Annotated in this window: 14 protein-coding genes; 8 read left to right on the forward strand and 6 right to left on the reverse strand. The window is 63.1% G+C overall.

Annotation, left to right across the window (positions count from 1 at the left end):
- The first annotated feature begins 141 nt into the window (after positions 1 to 141).
- Together AC3WJD_RS15550 and AC3WJD_RS15555 are read left to right on the forward strand one after the other, a co-directional pair.
- Positions 142 to 450: an autoinducer binding domain-containing protein gene (locus AC3WJD_RS15550; protein WP_492747632.1), complete on the forward strand. Its 309-nt coding sequence runs from the start codon at positions 142 to 144 to the stop codon at positions 448 to 450.
- Between the two features lie 50 nt (positions 451 to 500).
- A complete protein-coding gene (locus tag AC3WJD_RS15555) occupies positions 501 to 755 on the forward strand; it encodes a helix-turn-helix domain-containing protein (protein ID WP_492747608.1) in 255 nt (84 codons plus the stop codon).
- Positions 756 to 841: 86 nt separating this feature from the next.
- Here the strand turns inward: AC3WJD_RS15555 and AC3WJD_RS15560 are convergent, their stop codons facing one another.
- Positions 842 to 3,544 carry a S8 family serine peptidase gene (locus tag AC3WJD_RS15560; protein WP_492747609.1) on the reverse strand — a complete coding sequence of 901 codons (2,703 nt, stop codon included), beginning with the start codon at positions 3,542 to 3,544 and terminating at the stop codon, positions 842 to 844.
- Between the two features lie 495 nt (positions 3,545 to 4,039).
- Between AC3WJD_RS15560 and AC3WJD_RS15565 the strand changes: the two genes are divergently transcribed.
- Positions 4,040 to 4,315, forward strand: a complete 276-nt coding sequence (locus AC3WJD_RS15565; RefSeq protein ID WP_492747633.1) for an HU family DNA-binding protein — start codon at positions 4,040 to 4,042, stop codon at positions 4,313 to 4,315.
- Positions 4,316 to 5,556: 1,241 nt separating this feature from the next.
- Here the strand turns inward: AC3WJD_RS15565 and AC3WJD_RS15570 are convergent.
- Positions 5,557 to 6,093 carry a hypothetical protein gene (locus tag AC3WJD_RS15570; protein WP_492747610.1) on the reverse strand — a complete coding sequence of 179 codons (537 nt, stop codon included), beginning with the start codon at positions 6,091 to 6,093 and terminating at the stop codon, positions 5,557 to 5,559.
- Between the two features lie 72 nt (positions 6,094 to 6,165).
- Between AC3WJD_RS15570 and AC3WJD_RS15575 the strand changes: the two genes are divergently transcribed.
- Both AC3WJD_RS15575 and AC3WJD_RS15580 read left to right on the forward strand, forming a co-directional pair.
- Positions 6,166 to 6,795 (forward strand): SET domain-containing protein, encoded by a 630-nt coding sequence (locus AC3WJD_RS15575; RefSeq protein ID WP_492747611.1) that lies wholly within the window; start codon positions 6,166 to 6,168, stop codon positions 6,793 to 6,795.
- A 625-nt stretch (positions 6,796 to 7,420) separates the two neighbouring features.
- Positions 7,421 to 8,074 carry a Crp/Fnr family transcriptional regulator gene (locus AC3WJD_RS15580; RefSeq protein WP_492747612.1) on the forward strand — a complete coding sequence of 218 codons (654 nt, stop codon included), beginning with the start codon at positions 7,421 to 7,423 and terminating at the stop codon, positions 8,072 to 8,074.
- Here the strand turns inward: AC3WJD_RS15580 and AC3WJD_RS15585 are convergent.
- Genes AC3WJD_RS15585 through AC3WJD_RS15595 form a run of 3 tightly spaced genes read right to left on the reverse strand, consistent with a single transcriptional unit; the run spans position 8,051 to position 11,908 of the window.
- Entirely contained in the window at positions 8,051 to 9,553 is a 1,503-nt protein-coding gene (locus AC3WJD_RS15585; RefSeq protein ID WP_492747613.1) for a TRAFs-binding domain-containing protein, read from the reverse strand. The genes AC3WJD_RS15580 and AC3WJD_RS15585 overlap by 24 nt on opposite strands.
- 42 nt (positions 9,554 to 9,595) lie before the next feature.
- Positions 9,596 to 10,192, reverse strand: coding sequence for a hypothetical protein (locus AC3WJD_RS15590; protein ID WP_492747614.1), 597 nt, complete (start codon positions 10,190 to 10,192; stop codon positions 9,596 to 9,598).
- Positions 10,193 to 11,908, reverse strand: coding sequence for a toll/interleukin-1 receptor domain-containing protein (locus AC3WJD_RS15595; protein WP_492747615.1), 1,716 nt, complete (start codon positions 11,906 to 11,908; stop codon positions 10,193 to 10,195).
- A 708-nt stretch (positions 11,909 to 12,616) separates the two neighbouring features.
- Here AC3WJD_RS15595 and AC3WJD_RS15600 point away from each other — a divergent pair.
- From AC3WJD_RS15600 to AC3WJD_RS15610, 3 genes are read left to right on the forward strand one after another with little or no spacing between them, the layout of a single operon-like run.
- Positions 12,617 to 12,754, forward strand: coding sequence for a hypothetical protein (locus AC3WJD_RS15600; RefSeq protein ID WP_492747616.1), 138 nt, complete (start codon positions 12,617 to 12,619; stop codon positions 12,752 to 12,754).
- Positions 12,755 to 12,809: 55 nt separating this feature from the next.
- Positions 12,810 to 13,451, forward strand: a complete 642-nt coding sequence (locus tag AC3WJD_RS15605; RefSeq protein WP_492747617.1) for a lasso peptide biosynthesis B2 protein — start codon at positions 12,810 to 12,812, stop codon at positions 13,449 to 13,451.
- Positions 13,451 to 15,193 carry an asparagine synthase-related protein gene (locus tag AC3WJD_RS15610; protein ID WP_492747618.1) on the forward strand — a complete coding sequence of 581 codons (1,743 nt, stop codon included), beginning with the start codon at positions 13,451 to 13,453 and terminating at the stop codon, positions 15,191 to 15,193. Before AC3WJD_RS15605 ends, AC3WJD_RS15610 begins: the two co-directional genes overlap by 1 nt.
- Here AC3WJD_RS15610 and AC3WJD_RS15615 read toward each other — a convergent pair.
- The gene (locus AC3WJD_RS15615) at positions 15,171 to 17,261 is read right to left on the reverse strand and encodes an Atxe2 family lasso peptide isopeptidase (RefSeq protein WP_492747619.1); all 2,091 of its coding nucleotides are present in this window, start codon (positions 17,259 to 17,261) and stop codon (positions 15,171 to 15,173) included. The two genes, AC3WJD_RS15610 and AC3WJD_RS15615, sit on opposite strands and share 23 nt — an antisense overlap.
- Positions 17,262 to 17,269: the final 8 nt, after the last annotated feature.

The following is a 17,269-nucleotide window of genomic DNA, read 5'->3' on the forward strand; positions in this document are numbered from 1 at the left end:
GCATGCCGCGCAGTCATTTCATGAGCGCGACCGGGGCCGGGCGAGCCATGCGGATTGTCACCCGATTCATGGGAACTGCGCGAGGCGCGTTCGATCGACGATCTTGCGCTGGCGCTCGCCCAGGTCGCGCGCGCGCTCGGGTTGCGCTATCACGCGCTCGTCCACCACGGCAACCTTGCGCGCCTCACGCGGTCCCATCTGTTCGTGCAGAATTATCCCGCCGAGTGGGTCGAGCTGTTTGCGCGATCGGGACTCCATCGCCATGATCCGGCACAGCGTATTGCGGCACAGAGGCTTGGCGGCTTTTCCTGGGAAGACATGCCGAGGCTGATGCGGCTCACGCACACGCAGCAGCAGCAGATCGAGGATACGAAGCGTGCCGGCCTTGTCAGGATTCACGGTTCCGCTTCATGCCCCCCAAGGGGCGCACTGCGGGCTGCTCCTTCGTGACCGAGATGGGGTGCCCCTTGTCGGAGGGAGCACTGAAAGGGGCAGAGCTCGTGGGCTACCTTGCTTTTGGCGCTGCTTGCGCATTCGTCGAGACCGATAATGGTGATACGCGTCCGCATCTCTCGCCCAGGGAGCATGAGTGCGTAGGGCTGCTGGCGCAGGGCAAGGCCGACTGGGAGATCGGTGTGATGCTACGGCTCAGCGAGGAAACGGTGACCAAATATCTCAAAGGCGCCCGGCGTTGCTATGGCGTCGTGACCCGGACCCAGCTGGCGCTGGCAGCGTTCCTCTACGGTAGACTTTAGTCACATCGACCATTCCAGTCCGGGGTGCAGGCTGAACGCTGAGGCATGTGTCGACATCTTTTCAGCAGAAATTACATTCCTCGTAGCTACTGAACGACAAATATGGCCTGAGCGCCTCCGACAACTGCATGCGCTTCGTTGCGCTGAGAGATGTTTACCGCGAAGCGATCGCCGGCTGTTGTCCCCAAAGGTACTTCGAACCGCAGTTCGAGCGGGATCAGGCGGTTGGGTGCCTTCTGCATCTTGATCCGGGTGACGGCATTCCGGATTTCGACGAAGCGCTGTCCACCGACCAGCACGACATCGCCGCCGTCCACGTCCACTGCGTCGATCGGGTGCTCGGGAAGACAATCGAAGCGCGACCCTTTGGCGAGGGTGAGGACGCCGGGGCAGCATCCAAAGCGCGTGCGCACGCGCGTCGTCTGCAGGAATTCCAGTCCCTGGCCGCAGTCATCGTTATTTCGATATTCGCTATGGCCGCCATCCAGATCCACTGCGAGAAAGGCAGTGTTTGCGGAGTCAAGCGCGAGCCGCAGCCGTGCGTGCTGGGGAAGCCGAGCGCGTTCGACGACAATCTCCATCGTAGGCTCGGCATTGGAAACATGACTTGCGAGAAACGGAAAGCTCGCGCTCGCTCCTGCCAGCACGTTGATTACCGAAAGATTGCGCTGCGCGAGGTTGTTGCGCCGCACGACGAGCGGGGTTCCGGCCAACGATGCCGTCGCAAAGGCATAGTCGTTGTCCGCTGTCACCGAGGCGACCAGGCAGGGATGCCAACTATTCGAATGTAGCACCTCGACCTGGGCAGCCGAGATAACGAACTTGGCAATCTCCTCGCCGCCTGCGGGGATTGTCGCGAACGCCGCCGAAATCGGAGAGGGACTGAGATGCGTCGCATCGACCGCGGTCCAGTCCAAAGGATAGACAAACTGAGTGCCGACAAAGGGTGTGAGCCTGGCCGAAACCACGACGTTGCGCGCATCACGTGGCCCTTGATTGACCACCCGGACGTAGAGGTAATTGTCTTGTCCGCGTTCGAGGAATGTTGACTGCCCAGGGTCGCCCGGCACGAACACATCATCGTCGAAGATCCGCACGACGATGTCGCTGAAGCTCCAGAAATTGCCTCCGGGAGGCGTGGAGGGCTCGGTACCATCATCACCATCCCAGTCGCGGATCATGACGTCTGCCTGATCAAGCGAACGGAAGCAGTTGATCCGACCATAACCCATTTGCTCGTTCCACGTGCCGCTGTCATGGCCGACGGTATCGACATAGGGGGTAGCACCCGTCTTTTCCGCGGTTCGCTCGATGATCTGGCGAACCTGGACATTGGTGAGTGCCGGATAGGTACTGCATAACAGCGCCGCGAGACCTGCGACGTGAGGCGTTGCGGCGGAGGTACCATCGAAGACCGAGACATAGTCACCGGCAGCATCGCCAAAGCTTGGATAGTTGATGCAGGCCCAGTTCCCGCCGGTACCATCGACATTATAGCCTCCGGCGCCCTGGATGTCAGTTGAGGGGATCAGAACGCCAGGCGCCACAACCGACACTGCCGGTCCAAAATTCGACCCCCAGCACTCGCCATCGGGGCTGGTTGGTGACTTGCGTTCGTCCGCCATGTCCGAGGCGCCGCAGGCCATCACCAGCGGATTGGTCGCAGGATAGGTAATGGCGCCATTATGGTTGTGGGTGGCAACGCACATGATCAGCCCTGCATTGAATGCATTGAGTATCGCTGGATCGATGATCGCGTGATCCCAGCCGTTCCATCCAAAGCTCATCGAAATGACGCGGGCGCTGTTCGCGGTCGCAAAGGTGATTCCCGCGGCGATCTCAACGTCGGTCCAGTTCTGGACTGCTGCGGGAAGGATCTCGCAGGAACCGGCGACCCCTGCCACGCCAGCGGAATTGTTGAAGGCGCCTGCCACAATTCCGGCGCAGGCGGTCCCGTGAAAGCCTGTTGGCGAACCGTCGCCCGCCATCGAGCCAAGATTGATGCCGGGCCCCGAATACGCAAGATCGGGATGCGTAAGGTCGCATCCTTCATCAATCACGCATATGATCGTGCCCGCGTCGCCCGTCGAAATGTCCCACGCGTCAGGCGCGTCGATCTGCGTCATATCCCATTGCTGCGCGAACAACGTGTCGTTCGGAATTGCGGCAGCTGGAACGAGAAGCGGCATGGATTCGAAGCGCAGTCCTAAGGCGCGACCCTTGTCGTTCTTTTCAAGCCTGTCACGAAGCTCGTATGCGTTGCACTCTTCCGGATTCTCGATGACGAAATAGCGAAATCCTGGCAGATGTTCACTCTTCGCCTTGTCCTCCCGCAGTCGGGCACCCTCGGCGGCAGCGCTCTTTACCAGCGCAGCAGCGGAACGTGTCGTTGCTGTCGCCCCGCGCGTTTCAGCGACGAGCAGGACATTGGGGATGGGACACATGAGCCCATTGCGACCTTGGCCGTCAGGTATCTCATAGACCGGACCAACCCAGGAAAGGATATCGCCGATCTTCTCGCGGACTTGGGTCGAGACATCCGTGTCCTGGGACATGGTTCGGACGAAGCGCACCCAGAAGCGCGTCGCCGTGTGGTTGATTCTTGCCATTCGGCGCCGATCATGGCCGGGTCCTTCTCGCTCTTCTTCCAGGACAAGGCCGAGCTCAGCGATCGCCGACGCCACAAATTCAGCACGCTGCGGGCTGGTAAAGGCGAGTAGCAGACGGCTTGGATCGCGCACCAAGGTCGCACCTGATGGATGTCGCAGCCGCGCTGGAAATTCCGCCATGATTTCCGACTCCTAACTCGCCGATTTACTGGTTTACTTTCGCAAAATAGGCAATGTTGATCATTGACGTTAATCAATACGAACTGAATCGGATCAAAAATCCCAGTTGTCCAAATGGACCCCAAATACTGATTGAAACTTTATTGAATATTATTGCAATTCAAATGGAGCGAGCGTTACTGTGCGGGGGTATACGCGCCGGGCGCCGCCTGGCAGGAACCAGACGATCCGATTGAATGTGGTGAGGCGACCGAAGTATCCGCCCCGTCCCAGTGGCTACAGCTTCCACTTCGTCAGGCCCCACTGGAAACCGTCGTCGCGCAGTGCCTAAAGGGTGCAGCGTTCACGCTGAAATTCGGGCGACGCGCCGGAGGCCCGGAGGCGGACGTTGCAGCGCCGTTCGCCTGCTGCGGTATCGCGGCGCCGATTGACGCAGGGTACGTCGCTTCGTACGCAGCAAGGGCGCCTGCTTGTCGGCGCGAATTGGAGACCAAGATGAACAACAGCGACCTCGCTGAACTGATTGCCAACGCGAACGGCTTCACCAAGGCCGACGCCAAGAAGATCGTCGACCATGTATTCGCTGCGATCGGCGATGCCGCTGCCAACGGAGATGAAATCTCGCTTCCCGGCTTCGGCAAGTTCAAGGTGAAGGACAGCCCTGCACGCGAAGGCCGCAATCCCTCGACCGGCGAGCCCATGCAGATCGCCGCGTCGCGCAAGCTCGGTTTTGCAGCTGCCAAGGCCCTGAAGGACAAGCTCAACGGCTGATCCCGACTACGGAGAGGGGGCGAGCGCCTCCTCCTCCATCGCGGCAAAAGGGCGCGCCCCGACCGGGCTCCCAGGACAGGCGATCCCATTGCCGATGTGCGATGCATGGCTGGCTTTGCACCGCGATGAGCTTCCTTGGCCTCTACCGTGACCCGACCGTCGCCCAGGTTACCTCACGCTCAGACTGGCGCATCGGTGGTGAACGCGGGTTCGCACAGCGAACATCGGTCCAAGACAATTCTTTGTCTCCATACCGGTCGCACAATTGATTATCGCCCGGCTGGCGCAGCGCTCAGCGCTCTTGAGTGCGCGGGACGTCAATGAGGGGAGGTTTCCCGTGGCTCGCCCCGGTTGCTGCCGCGTGGCCGGTGATCCTCGTCGGCGATGCCCGGATTACGATGTCTTCAGTCTTGGGCGTCGCGGCAGTCGAATATAGCGCAGCCATCCTGGTGAGGCGCGCGCTGACAATGGGACATTCGGCCCGGGCGGCGCTATCGAGGCATTGTTGGGCCCTGAAGTTGAACCAAGCAGCGCTGTCGTCTGTCTTTCGCGTTTGAGGGCGCGGACGGGGTGTGAACGCCAAGGGCGAAGAAAGGGAAGTGGTCATCGTGCGTCTACCTCTGTTTGGCCAACGTAGTTGCCTGACGAGAGTTTCCCGGGCCACAGGTCAATTCGTGTTGATCGAAATCAAGCCGCAGACGTCCACCTATTCGCATGCCGGCGATACGTGTTGCACTTCAATGCCGGATCTTTGCATGCCTGCGAAAGAGGGGGCAGCATCGCGAGCGACATTGCCCGCACTCTCGCCCAGCCTGACGACCCGCAATATGCAGGGCCAGCGCCCATGGTTGATCTCGTCGGTTACGCTCGCTCCTTTCTAGCCAACTCACCAGCGCGGAGGCGCTGCTCGCTGTTCTTGGGAGATGAGGAGCGCGTCCCTGCACTGCACCCTCGAGTCCGGCCCGGTTGCGTGACGATGGTGGCCGCGGAAAGGGAAGTTCGTATGGACGTTGCCCATTTCTGCACAGGGCAGGTTCCCGCTGGCGATCCCGCGTGTCGCTCGGCTCTTTGCTCGTCGTCAGTCGTTCCAGTTATTGCGGCTCGATCTGGTCGGGCGATGGACCGTCAGGTCGCGTGGCCATGTGGGCGTTCCTTTCCCCGATCAATGCTGGCGATGGAGGTCGGGTTCGTTTGTGAAATGCGACCTTCGTGCGCAGCCGCGTGATCGACCTGACGCGACCTCAGGAGTTCCGCCTCCAATCGCCCATCGCCTGGTCATAGGCCTCTTGCGCGGCGTCGCGCACACGCTCGAGGCGCGTGATTTCATGCGCGACCTTCTCTCTGAGTTCCTTGCGATTTCTGTTGAGGGCAGCGATTTGGCCGTCGATCTCGTCGAGTTGCTTTCGTTGGCTGTCTTCGGCTTTTGAAAGTTTGCGTTCGGCGGCATCAAGGCGCCTGCGGCTTGGCCGTGGCGTCGAATATGTCGCTCCTGCAGTTGGAGCCGAAGGCGATTGGGCTTTCTTGCGGCCCGTTGCTATATTGGGCGAGACCGATGCCAGATGTTCGGCAGCGCTGCCGCGCGGCCGCTTGACCACCTTGCCCGGTTTCTGAAGCGGCTCGCCGGTCAGCTTAGGATCGGTGACCATTTCAGCCATCCCGCGGGCGAAAAGGTCGGCGTCGGTTCCCCACGCCTTGAGCGCCTCTTTTTGACTGGTTGTCGCGACAAACGCGTCATGAAAGCCGATGGCGGTGCGATACACTTTCAGGGCACGCGGCATCGCCTCCCGCCCGCCTACCGACCGATGCCGCGCCTGTAACCGCTTGCAGCACTGTACACCGCGGGGGATCCCATGGGCACCGCACCGTCACATGTTCAAGTGGACTCGCTTGTCACGGCGGCCGCTTGTTCCACCCGCCAGAAGCTCGAAGGGACCAAATCGTCCGCCCGAGAAGTGATTGATCCGGATCAACATGGGGAACGGAGGCAGTTTGCTCCCGTTCGAAAGAACGATGGGAGATGTCAGATGATGCTCGTTCCAACCTATGTCGCGCCGAGCCAGGTCGAGGGCGTCGGGGTCTTTTCGGAAGACTTTATTGCAGCCGGCAGTGTTATCTGGCGCTTCGATCCCGTCTTCGACCGGCTGATCCCGGCGGCAGAGATCGAAGCTTTGCCCGAGCCATTGCGGGTCTTTATCGCGCGTTATGGCTACCCGCATATGATCGAGACGGACATGATCGTCCTCGAAGCAGACAATGGCCGCTTCATGAACCATTCCCCGCTGCCCAATACCATATTCACCCATCCCGATGTGGGCTACGCAAGGGAAGACATCCCGGCCGGCAGCGAATTGCTGTGCGACTATGGCGAGTTCGATCCCGCATTCCGCATGTTACCCGGGCGCTGGTTCATGGCGCGCGCCCACGCCGGAAGCGGAGACTGGTCGCATCAGCACATGCACTCAGCAATGGATTCATCGTGACGGCGGATCGCTCCTCCCATTGCAATCAGGGTGCCGCGCTCGATCAAGCTTCGCCGACCCGCGCGAAGTGCCCCAAATGTGTGGTTGGCCGGCAAGTGCACGGGGCCCGTGGTTAGCTCCGGCTCGAGGGGCGATTCAGCCAGTGAACAGATCATACGGGCCTCGAAGGGGAACCTGTCCCCCGCTCCGCTAAGGGGTGCTCCACCGTGAAGGCGCCCGTTTCCCGTTTCTGGCGCATTCATGAACAGTTGAAGGTCGAGGGAATGGCGTGTGGCACGACACCGAAGGGGGGTAAGGGCGTCGACGAGGTTGCTGAACATCCACGGTGCGCATTGCGTATCGCCATATTTCAGGCGGAATGTGTCGGTGCCACGCTTCGACCTTTTGTCCGATGGATCAATTTTTTGTCGCGTGACGCGGATCACGCGCGCGCGGACGGAATCCGTCTATTTTCCCGATGCGACCCGAGGGGATCAGATCATTCTGAATTCCCGAACTCCGGGCCCGGTGACCTTCGGGTCACCGGGCCTCTTTTTTGTCGGCATGTTGCACCCCAAGGTGGTTGACAGCACGCGGCATCGGATAGTTTCTGGATCAAGCGCCCGTGTCGCTTTGGGGGAACAGCTTGCTTGAGACGGAACGGCTGGCCGTTATCAGAACCGTATTTTCCTGCGAGCACGAAAGCGCGGGCGCGCTCGTGCACGCGGTAAGCGAGCTCGCGGTCGCCAACAAGTCGCTGGTGGCCAATCAGGGAGAAATGGCCCGCCACTGCTGGCTGGTCGTTGACGGCATCGCGCAGGCCCAGATTATTTCACCCGATGGACAACTCACGCTGCTGGCCTCCTACGGCCCCGGAGAAATTTTCGGGAGTTATCCCGAGGCTGGTGCTCTCCGCGCGGACATTGTTGCGCATGGCTCCCTCAATCTGCTGTGCATCGAGACAGGGGTGCTGGTCGAACTGGCGCGCCGCCATGCAGACATCGCCTATGGACTCACGATGCTGTTCGCCAGACAGCTCGACATCACGCTGGACCGGATGGCGGCGCGCACGACGCTGACCGCGACGGGCCGTATTTATGCCGAGTTGCTTCGCCTCGCCGGTCCGGCGAACAGGATCGAACCCCCGCCGGTGTTGTCCGCACTCGCGCTTACCGTGCACACCACCCGGGAAACGACGTCGAGGGCAATCGCGCATCTCGTTCGCCGCGGCATCGTGCGGCGGTCGGATGTCGTTTTCGAGATCGTGGCGCCGAGGTTACTTGCCGAGCTGGTCGCCTGACCTCGCGTCCGGGAAAAGGCCGTAGGTCGGGAGATCACCCGCGGGCGCACGGATATGTCCCATCGGCTGCACGTTGGCCGAAGGGCTGTGAAGCGCGAGCGCGAGCGCGGCGGATTCGCTTAGCGCGATGGCGCCACCCAGGCTGGTGGACCCGATCGTCAGGACACGATCCCAGGGCTGACCGCGTTCATCATCATCGATGATCGCACGGTAATCGATCGCAAGCGCCGCCTCGGGATGGAGCGCCGCGATACCTTGGGCGAGCAGCGTTGCCTCTTCCAGTGAAGCGAATCCGTAGATGGACTTGCTGCTCCGCTGGGCCAGAGGGGCAGGCAGGGCTGCCGCGGGCAGGGCGCGGATCATCGCTTCGGGGAGAGAAAGCAGCGCCACGGGCCGGCCGGTGGCGGGAAGGGCGGTCCGGACGTTACTGCTTCTTTCCGCCCAGATCTGATATAGTGGAAGGTCGAGACTGCGCCAACAATCGACACCGGCTTGGGTTCGGTTTTCGCCTACTCCGCAGATGCTTAACGCGCAGGCGAAAGATTGAAGGCGCCCGCTTTCCCGGATGGCAAGTCCCATGGCAGCTTCGCGGGCAATTGTGACGGAAGCTTCGTCGAGTGTTTGCCAGTCATCGAGGGTCAGAACCGATGACGCCTCGTCCATGAGCCCCGCGAAGCGCGTCTCCCAGGCTCTGCCGAATGGCCTTACCGATGCATCGCAGAAGAGTTCGGGCGGGCAGGGGAGAATCACATGGAGATGTGCGCCGTGCCGGATGGCCGCTTCCGCAACAAGGATGTCTGCGCCCGCGGCGAGCGCGCCGAACGCATTGCCCGGGGCAATGGCACCGATGCGTTCCTCGATCTGCAACAATGCCCTTGTGTCGTCGGCCGCGAGCCCCATTATGCCTTCGAAATGCAGCGAAGGCGGCGGGCGATAGCGGTCGAGCCAGATGTCAGGCGACGCCATCTCCCTTGCGATCAACGAAAACTGACGAAGCGTCGAGGCATGATCCTCCCATGCCTCGGGTTGAAGCCTGATTGCATTCCCGAGAACACTATCGGCCTCGCCAGCCCTGCCCAGTAGCAACAGGGCCTCGGCCCTTGTTGCCTCGAGCCAATAGGGCGTTTCCGGAGCGCAGTCGTTGCTGTCGAGCAGTTCGAGCGTTTGCACGGCCAGGTTGCGCGCATGATCCCGTCGTCCGACCAAAAAGGCCAGCGTCGCTGCATTGATCAGCGGATAGGTTGCGCGCGAAAGCGTCGAGGCCCGTTCATAGGCCTCGATCGCGTCGCTGAGCAGTTCTTCGCGGGCAGCGCCGCGTTCGCGTGCCGCGCGATCCTTCAGCAGCCGCCCATGGACGGCGAGAACGTCCGGATCGTCCGATCCGGACATGTAGCCGCCGACCTCGAACAGCGCCCAGGCCTGTTCGAGCGCACCTGCCCGGGCCAGGCGCGTGATGTTGTTGAGCGGCGGCTTCGTCATCACCGGCCTTGTCTCACATGTGTCGCCAGGTCACCGCAAGTATCACTTGCGCGGCCCGCTGCTCGATCCGTCCGGGTCGATGGCGAGGACGACGCCGATGTCGCTGCCCTGCGCATATCTGGCGTGGATGTAGATATTGAAGATGAAACCCTGGGTCTCGCCTTCCTTCAGCGGCTGGCCGGTATAGCCGTTGCACATATAGTTCCGGCAGCGCAGTGCCGGAAATCCGCTGACCTCGATCTCCTCCAGGTCATAGAAGCTCTTGTTGGGCGCGACGGGCGCGGGCGGGGGCGGCAGGGAAGAATTTTCCTTCTTTTCCAGAAACCAGATCGGGTCGGTGTTTTTGCCGTCGTGGAAGCTGTAGCCGGGGGCATTGAGGACGATGGTGAAATAGCACATATATTCGACGAACCGGATGTTCTCGAAGCCATAGCCCTGGAATTCCGGGTGGATCTCCGGATTGCCGGACTGGGCGAGCTCGAGCAGCCGTGCCTCGGTGGCACCCAGACCTTCCTGGTCGATCGGTGCAAACCAGCGATTTACGGTCCAGATCCCGTCCTCCACGCCGACATAGAGAAGGGCTGCGTGGCTGATCCTGTCGCCCGGTCCCGTGGTCCGGACACTGTCTCCAAAACTCATCTATTCCCCCTTTTTGAATGCGCCCGCATTGGCGCGTGCTATGGCATCCAGTCGCTCGATCGATGTGGCCCGGAAGGCAGGGTCGGCTACCACTCCTGGGCTGGATTTGCTGATATGGTTTCGAGCCTGGTCCACCAGGCGCTCGACTTCCGACCGGCGATGCTGCGCGCGAGCGACCTCTGCTGCATCCATGAGGACGCGCAGGTGCTGCTCGAACCAGGTCTGGTTTTCCGGGTCGCGCGCGCGCAGACGCGCCGACTGTTCCTTGGCGTCCGCTAGCAGTCGGGCGGCATCGGCCAGCTCGCCAATTTCGAAGGCGATGCGCGCCAGGGCCCGGGTCGCAACCAGCGTGTCATAGGCAAGGTCGCCACTCTCGGGATCCTCGCGCCTCAAGGGCTCGAGCAGTTTCAGTTGCTGAAGCCGGTGCGAGCGAGCGGCGCGATAGTCGCGTTCGTCGAACTGGACATCGGAGATTCGGGCATGACGTTCGGCGACTTCCTTGCGGATCGTGAGCGATGTTGCATCTGCTTCTTGCGCCCGCTCGAACCAATGGAGCGACCTCTCGTAGTTCCGGATCGCTTCGACATGGTTTTTCCGGAATTGCCATTGGACCGCGGCGATGTTGCTCAGCGCATAGCCAATCTCGGTCAAGCTCCGCGGCTTGCCAGGCTGAAGCTTTGCGAGCCGCTCAGCCCAATGCAGATAGGCGTTGTAATGCTTTAGCGCCGCGTCCGGGCGCTCGGTGAGCTGGTCGACCTGGCCGATCCAGAATTCGCTCTGCGAATGGGCAAATATCCGCTCGGGATCGTCAGGATCATTTTCCAGGAGTTCCGCTGTGGTTCGGTGCGCTTCGTCGAACATGCTGCGCGCGCGCGCCAGATCGCCGCGGGCAATATCGTCCTCGCCCATCGCATGGAGAATGCGGGCACGTCGCTCGAGACTGTCGTCCGGCAGTCGATCCAGGTCACCCTGATGCCGATAATAATTCATCGCCCTCTCATTCACGACTGTGAGGGCATCCAGCCGACCTACACTGCGCAGTCGCTGTCGCAAGTCGGTGAGCATGAATTCGACGATCCCCTCGGCTTCCGAACGCTGCCGTTCAGCTTCACGCTGCGCCTTTAAGGCGAGTACCGACAACGCGAAAAAGCCTAGCATGACGAGCAGCGACACGGCCGTGATGGCCGTCACGCGGCGAACGCGTCGCTGCGCGTCACGTTGGACGAGCCGATCGAGGCCTACACCTGCAAGACCAGCAACCAGCTTCAGCGTTCCCAGCCGGATGCTGTCGCCTTGTGGCCGAAGGTCGGCGGCCAGCGGTTCGAATTCTTCCGTCAATGCCGGAGGCAATGCGTCCCCGGGATCGCCTTCGATGATTGCCGCCAGCATGGGGCGGTCGGGGTGCACTTGCCGGAACAGCCGAATTTCCCTGTCGACCCATGGAGAGGCTGCGGCCGAGGGAGAGCACAGGACGATCAGCGCCTGCGATCGCGAGATCCCGTCTTTGACCGCTTGCGAAAGGTCAGCGGCGGCAGGAAGTTCGTCGCGATCGCGAAAGATCCGGCCGAGCCTTCTTGCACCGTCCTCGCGCGCGGCTCCTTTTGGCAGCCTGTAGGCCTCGAGCCGCCGTTGAAGCCGGCGCGCGGGCGCTGCATCCTTGTGGCTATAGCTCAGGAAGGCGGCATAGGACCCCTTCGCACTTACCGCTTCTTCCATCCCCTTGTATCGCTCCGCCGCCCGTGTTCGGCTCCTTTAGCAAGCTCAGCGGGTTACGGCTAATGGCATCGGTCGCTGTGGAAGGGTGCGCGCATTGATTGCGGGGCGTCCGGGCTGGAGCCTGCGCATGCTGCGACAAAGGCGGCCGCCCTGTCGACCGCCAGCTTCCCCCCCTCGGTATCGAGGTTGAACTGATATTCGTGCTACAGCGGCGGCTTGTGGTCGTGGTGCGGCCGAAGTTCGTGTGAGGAGCCACGTATTAGACAGCCCTGCACAAGTGTGGGCGGGACGATGTCCGGTCTCGTCAGTCGCCAGACGGGGCAGAAATTCGCCTTCCGCTTTTCCGCGGTTGGCCGGAGCGCCCGAGAGGGGCAATTGGAAACCGGCGATCACGCCTGAAGCGGGCGTGCGGACGGCCGAGCGGTGAGACGCGCTTGAGCTGCGTGCCGATGCCTTTAGCCAGCGCCTGTACATCCGCATCGGCCACCCGGTCGTCCGCGTTGCCCCGAGCAACGCGCCAGTCTGGCCAAAGAAATGACCGCGAGGCAAATAAAAACGCGACATTCCTCCGAAACGGATCAAGTTGTTGTCGTCGGGTGGCAAGCGCGACAACATTCGCGCTACTGGAGGACTATAGATTCCGTATAGTCGGTGCCGCGTCCTAACTTTCCGCTTCCGCAGATCATTGCGGAGGAAATGGAGAGTGACATGGACAATCTCAATGAACGCGACGAGCCCCTCGAGATCGAACTCGGCATCGCCAGCATCGAAACCCGCGGCGGCGGCAAGGGTTTGCGCGACATTCTCGACGAGCAGTTTCCGGTGAGCGGCCTCACCGACGACTGATGTCCTGCGGGCGCACGGTGCCGCCGTGCGCCCGCCCTCATTGAAGGGATGACTGATGGGCTGGCGGCTGCGTCCCGACCTGTCTTTTTGCGTCGCCCAGGGGCGGATCATATTCCTCGACCTTGGGCGGGATCGCTTTTTCCGGCTGCGGGCCAGGGAAGAAGTCGCCTTTCGACAACTGGTGGAGGGCAGTCAACCGACCGCTGGCGCACTGGGCGCGCTCATCGAGGACGGGCTTGTGTGCGAGGCGCCCGGTGACGCGCGGCCGAAGCCGGTAACCGCCCGGCATTTCGCTCCCCAGCCTGCACCGACTGATGCATCTGCAGCGGGGGTGATTGAGATCGGCCGCGCATTTGCGGGCCAGTTCCGCGCCGGATGGATGGTCCGCCACAGACCCCTGCACGGGATCGTCGCCGGCCTGCGCTCCGTTGCCCGTCCTCCCGTCCCGGTCGCAGACGCGGCGCCGATCATCGCTGCCCATCGAGCCGCAGATCTCTGGCTCACGCGGCACGACCAATGCCTTTCGAAATCGGTCGCGCTCCTCTGGGCGCTTCGTCGAAAGGGCATCTCGGCCGTGCTGGTGTTCGGGGTCGCTGCCCGTCCCTTTGCAGCGCATTGCTGGGTCGAGAGCGAGGGCGAGGTGCTCAACGACGATGTCGAACACGCACGGCTCTTCCAGCCGATACTGGTGGTCTGATGCCCGGGCGCTGGATGGTCACCACCGGTGCCGATCGGGGCGGCCGCCGGATGCTCGACGCCCGGGCCGAGGCGCTCGGTCTGACGAAGCGCCTCGAGTGCCGCGCCTTCACGCTTCTGGCCGACGAGGACGCGACGCTTCTCGTCAATGAGGAGCCGCCAGTCGCCATCATCGGCCCGCTGTTCGAACGGTCGACATCGCGCCGTGTCACCTCGGCCGATCCGTTGTTTGCCCAATCGCTTGCGGCCGGTCCCGGCCGGCATTTCTCAGGCAACTATTGGGGAAGCTATGTCGCGCTTGTCGGCAATGAAGCGAACGGCGAGGCGCAGGTCTTCCGCGACCCCTCCGGCGCGGTGCCCGTCTACTGGACAAAACGCCCGAGCCTGACGCTGGTCTGCTCCGACGCGCGGCTGCTCATGTGCGTCGTCGCCGCGGTGCCCCGTGTCGATTTCGCCAGCATCGCTGCGCATCTGCAGCGCCCGGGACATCATGGTGCACGAACCTGCGTTGAAGGGGTGAACGAACTGCTTCCCGGCTCGCTGCTGCTACTGGGCCGGGAATGCGTCACCGAGGACATCTGGCGGCCATGGGAGCTTGCCGGGCACCCAAGCCCGGACGCTGCCGGGCTCGAGGCGACAGTCGATAACACCATCCATACGCTCGCAACCTGCCACCGGCGCATCGTGGTGACTGTCTCGGGCGGACTCGATTCATCGATCGTCGCCGCCAGCCTCGCACGCCAGAACCGTCCCGTCTCGCTTCTGACCATTGCGACCAGCGATCCGCGCGGCGACGAGCGGCGATTTGCGGCACTGATTGGCGAAGCGACGGGATTTACGCTTGGCGTCGACGCCTATGATCATGGCGATATCGCGCTCGATCGTTCGACCGGCGAGCATCAAGCCTGGCCGAGCGCGCGTACCTTCGCGCAGGGCTATGACATGCGACGCCAGGCGCATGCAGCCGCCAACGGCGCCGATGCGATCTTCAGTGGCGATGGCGGCGACAATGTCTTTTGCCTCATGACCTCGGCAAGTCCCGTGATCGACCGGTGGCGGACGGAAGGCATGCGCGCCGCCTTCGCCACCGCGCACGACATGGCGCGTCTGACGTCTTGCAGCCTGCCTGCCGTGCTTCGCGCGGCGATCGCGCGCAGATGGCGCGGCGACCAGGCCCGCTGGACCTGTGACAGGCTGTTCATGACGGCTGGTGCGTTCGAAATGGCCGCACCGGTTCCCTGGCATCCCTGGCTTGATCCGGACGTGCCGGTGCCGCCTGGCAAGCGGACGCATATCGCAGCACTGCTGCGCACGCAGAAATATCGAGTCGCCTATATGCCCGGCCCTGCTGAGGCAGTGCTCCCGCTGCTTGCCCAGCCGATCATGGAATCCTGTCTCGCGACGCCCAGCTGGCGCTGGTGCACGGGCGGTGAAAATCGCGCGCTGGCGCGGGCGGCCTTTGCTGACCGGCTGCCACCGGCGATCGTCCATCGCCGCACCAAGGGCGGACCCGACAGTTTTTGCGTCGAGATCGTCGAGCGCAATCGCAAGGCCATTGGTGATATGCTGCTGGGAGGGCTGCTGGCTGGCCAAGGCCTCATCGATGTTCCGGCGGTCGAGCGCTCGCTGGCAAGCGGTGCCGCGGAGCGCGGCGAGGTCCATCGCATGCTCGCGCTTGTTGACGCCGAGGCGTGGGCAAGGCGCTGGCACGGCGTCGCCGTCAATCCTTCGTCTTCCACCTGACCTTCGCCCATGCGTCGCGCATCGCGCGCCACCGCGCATATTGGGGACGAAGTGCCGCAGACGGATCCTCTATGTCCCTAAGCCAGAAATCGAACCATTGCAGGTTTCGCTCGTAGATGGCGAGGCGGTGCGCTGGCTGGAACTTGATGTGGCGCTCGCCTTGAAAGACGAACATTTCAACGGGACGACCAGCGGTCCTGAGGGCCCAGTAGCTTTCGAACGCGCCCAGAAACTCATTGTCCGAAAGCTGCATCAGGATAGGAGCGTCGACCCGCCCGACATTGCGTGCAAGCGAGGCCTCTGCCCAGTAGGGCGCGTCGCGCAGTGTCGGCGCGGGCAGGCCGTCTTCCATCCAGGCCTCGACCTGCGCTTCTCCCAGCAGCTGCACCAGGCTCGGATCCATGCAGCAGCTGCTCATCGCCGCGGCCGCGAAGCGGTCGCCATGCGTCAACGCCCATTGAACCGTGGCCACTCCGTCGCTCAGGCCGGTGATGCCGATGCGGTCCGGAAGGATTGCACCCCGGGCAATGGCAAGGTCGATTCCGCGCTCGAGCGACGACTGGACGCTTTTTCGGTCGGCATGATCCTCGTCATCGCTTCGCGGTCCAAGGCCAAGCCCGGGGGTTGCAAGCGACCAGTGAAGCGGACGCTGGAAGCTCAGGACCGCATGGCCGTGCGCGGCAAGGGCAAGGATCGGATATTCATCGCCCGTCCCCCCGCGCAGGAAGCCGCGCGAGCCATATTGAACGACGATGAGCGGGTGGCGCTCGCCCGCCCTGTGCCCCGGCGGCAGGGCGAGATCGCCAAAGGTCTCGATCCCGAACGCGTTGGTCCAGCGCAGACGCTCGACCTTGCCTTTGGCCAGGCGGCGGAATTGCGGATTGGGGTCCCAGAAGGGCGCGATCCGGCCGCTTCTGGTGTTGAGCAAAATGAGATGCCTCGGGCTCGTCGAGGCTTCCCTGAGGCAGATCGCCCTGCCTGATTTAATCGGGCGGCACCCCAGGATCAGGTCGTCGGTCAGGAGAATGCGGGCGGGAGCACGGTCGCCTCCCGCGCGCAAGCGATAGATGCCCAGTTGCGCGCGCGCCTTGTCCTCGCGACGGACGAAGAGGAGCGAACCATCATCCTGCCACCAGAGATCGAGGATCTCGCCCGCGCAGCGCCCACAGGCGATCTCCGTGTCGCCCGAGCGGATGACGAGCGTCCTCGACAGCGGATCGCCGGCGGCGCCAAGCGTCCAGGCGGCACTGCCGCTTCTCGCGCGCGCGTAACGGATCGCATGGGCCGGAACGCCCATGGGAACCCCTGGGACGAGGTCGCGCTCGGTATCGCTGGGCTTGCGCGTTTCGCCCGTCGAAAGCGCAACCGTGAAGTTGCGCGTCTCGATGCTGTCGTTCCGGGGGAAAGGATGAGGCCCGCTCACTGGGCGAAAGCGCCGGTCGACGAGCCAGCCGCCGAGCCCCTCGCGCTCGATCGCTTGCCGCGCGTCGATCATCCCCACACGCGCCGAAAGGACGAGGCCGGTGCTATCGGGCAACCAGGCGAAGTCCTCGACGCCCGCCGGTTCGTGGGTGAGCTGCCGGGCGTCGCCGCCACGGCGAGATGCCAACCAGATTTGCGCCGTTGGACCGACGCGCTTCAGCCAGGCGATATGCCTGCCATCGGCCGACCAGCGCGGCGTGATCACGCGCGGCACACCGCTTTCGGGAAGCGCATGCCCGAAAAGCGGATAATGGTCGCGGATGAGGTCGCCGCCACGGTCGACGAGCCGCGGCGCTTGCCCGCCCTCGAGATCGGCGACGACGAGCCCCTGGCAATATGCATTGGCCTGGGGGTCGGCGCGCCGGAGCACGAAGGCGACCTGGCGGCCATCGGGCGAAAGGCCGAGCGGGCTTTCGAGGTCGGTCCTTTCGGTCGGCTGGCCGATGTCGCGCAGTCGCGCGACATCTACCGGCTTCACGGCTCGGTGCGCGACGGTCGCATCGCCGTCAGGGGGGAGCAGATCCTCGCACGCCGCATGGGCGGGGGCCGCGCTGCTGAGCCCGAGCAGCGCGGCGGCAGTCGTCATCAGCCCCT

It is taken from the genome of Sphingobium sp. FW306-1B-F04DB (genome assembly GCF_058781925.1).

Coding starts and splice junctions, on each gene's coding strand:
- AC3WJD_RS15560 (WP_492747609.1), bottom strand. CDS start 3,544: ATGGCGGAATTTCCAGCGCGGCTGCGACATCCATCAGGTGCGACCTTG.
- AC3WJD_RS15565 (WP_492747633.1), top strand. CDS start 4,040: ATGAACAACAGCGACCTCGCTGAACTGATTGCCAACGCGAACGGCTTC.
- AC3WJD_RS15570 (WP_492747610.1), bottom strand. CDS start 6,093: ATGCCGCGTGCCCTGAAAGTGTATCGCACCGCCATCGGCTTTCATGAC.
- AC3WJD_RS15575 (WP_492747611.1), top strand. CDS start 6,166: ATGGGCACCGCACCGTCACATGTTCAAGTGGACTCGCTTGTCACGGCG.
- AC3WJD_RS15585 (WP_492747613.1), bottom strand. CDS start 9,553: ATGACGAAGCCGCCGCTCAACAACATCACGCGCCTGGCCCGGGCAGGT.
- AC3WJD_RS15590 (WP_492747614.1), bottom strand. CDS start 10,192: ATGAGTTTTGGAGACAGTGTCCGGACCACGGGACCGGGCGACAGGATC.
- AC3WJD_RS15595 (WP_492747615.1), bottom strand. CDS start 11,908: ATGGAAGAAGCGGTAAGTGCGAAGGGGTCCTATGCCGCCTTCCTGAGC.
- AC3WJD_RS15600 (WP_492747616.1), top strand. CDS start 12,617: ATGGACAATCTCAATGAACGCGACGAGCCCCTCGAGATCGAACTCGGC.
- AC3WJD_RS15605 (WP_492747617.1), top strand. CDS start 12,810: ATGGGCTGGCGGCTGCGTCCCGACCTGTCTTTTTGCGTCGCCCAGGGG.
- AC3WJD_RS15610 (WP_492747618.1), top strand. CDS start 13,451: ATGCCCGGGCGCTGGATGGTCACCACCGGTGCCGATCGGGGCGGCCGC.
- AC3WJD_RS15615 (WP_492747619.1), bottom strand. CDS start 17,261: ATGACGACTGCCGCCGCGCTGCTCGGGCTCAGCAGCGCGGCCCCCGCC.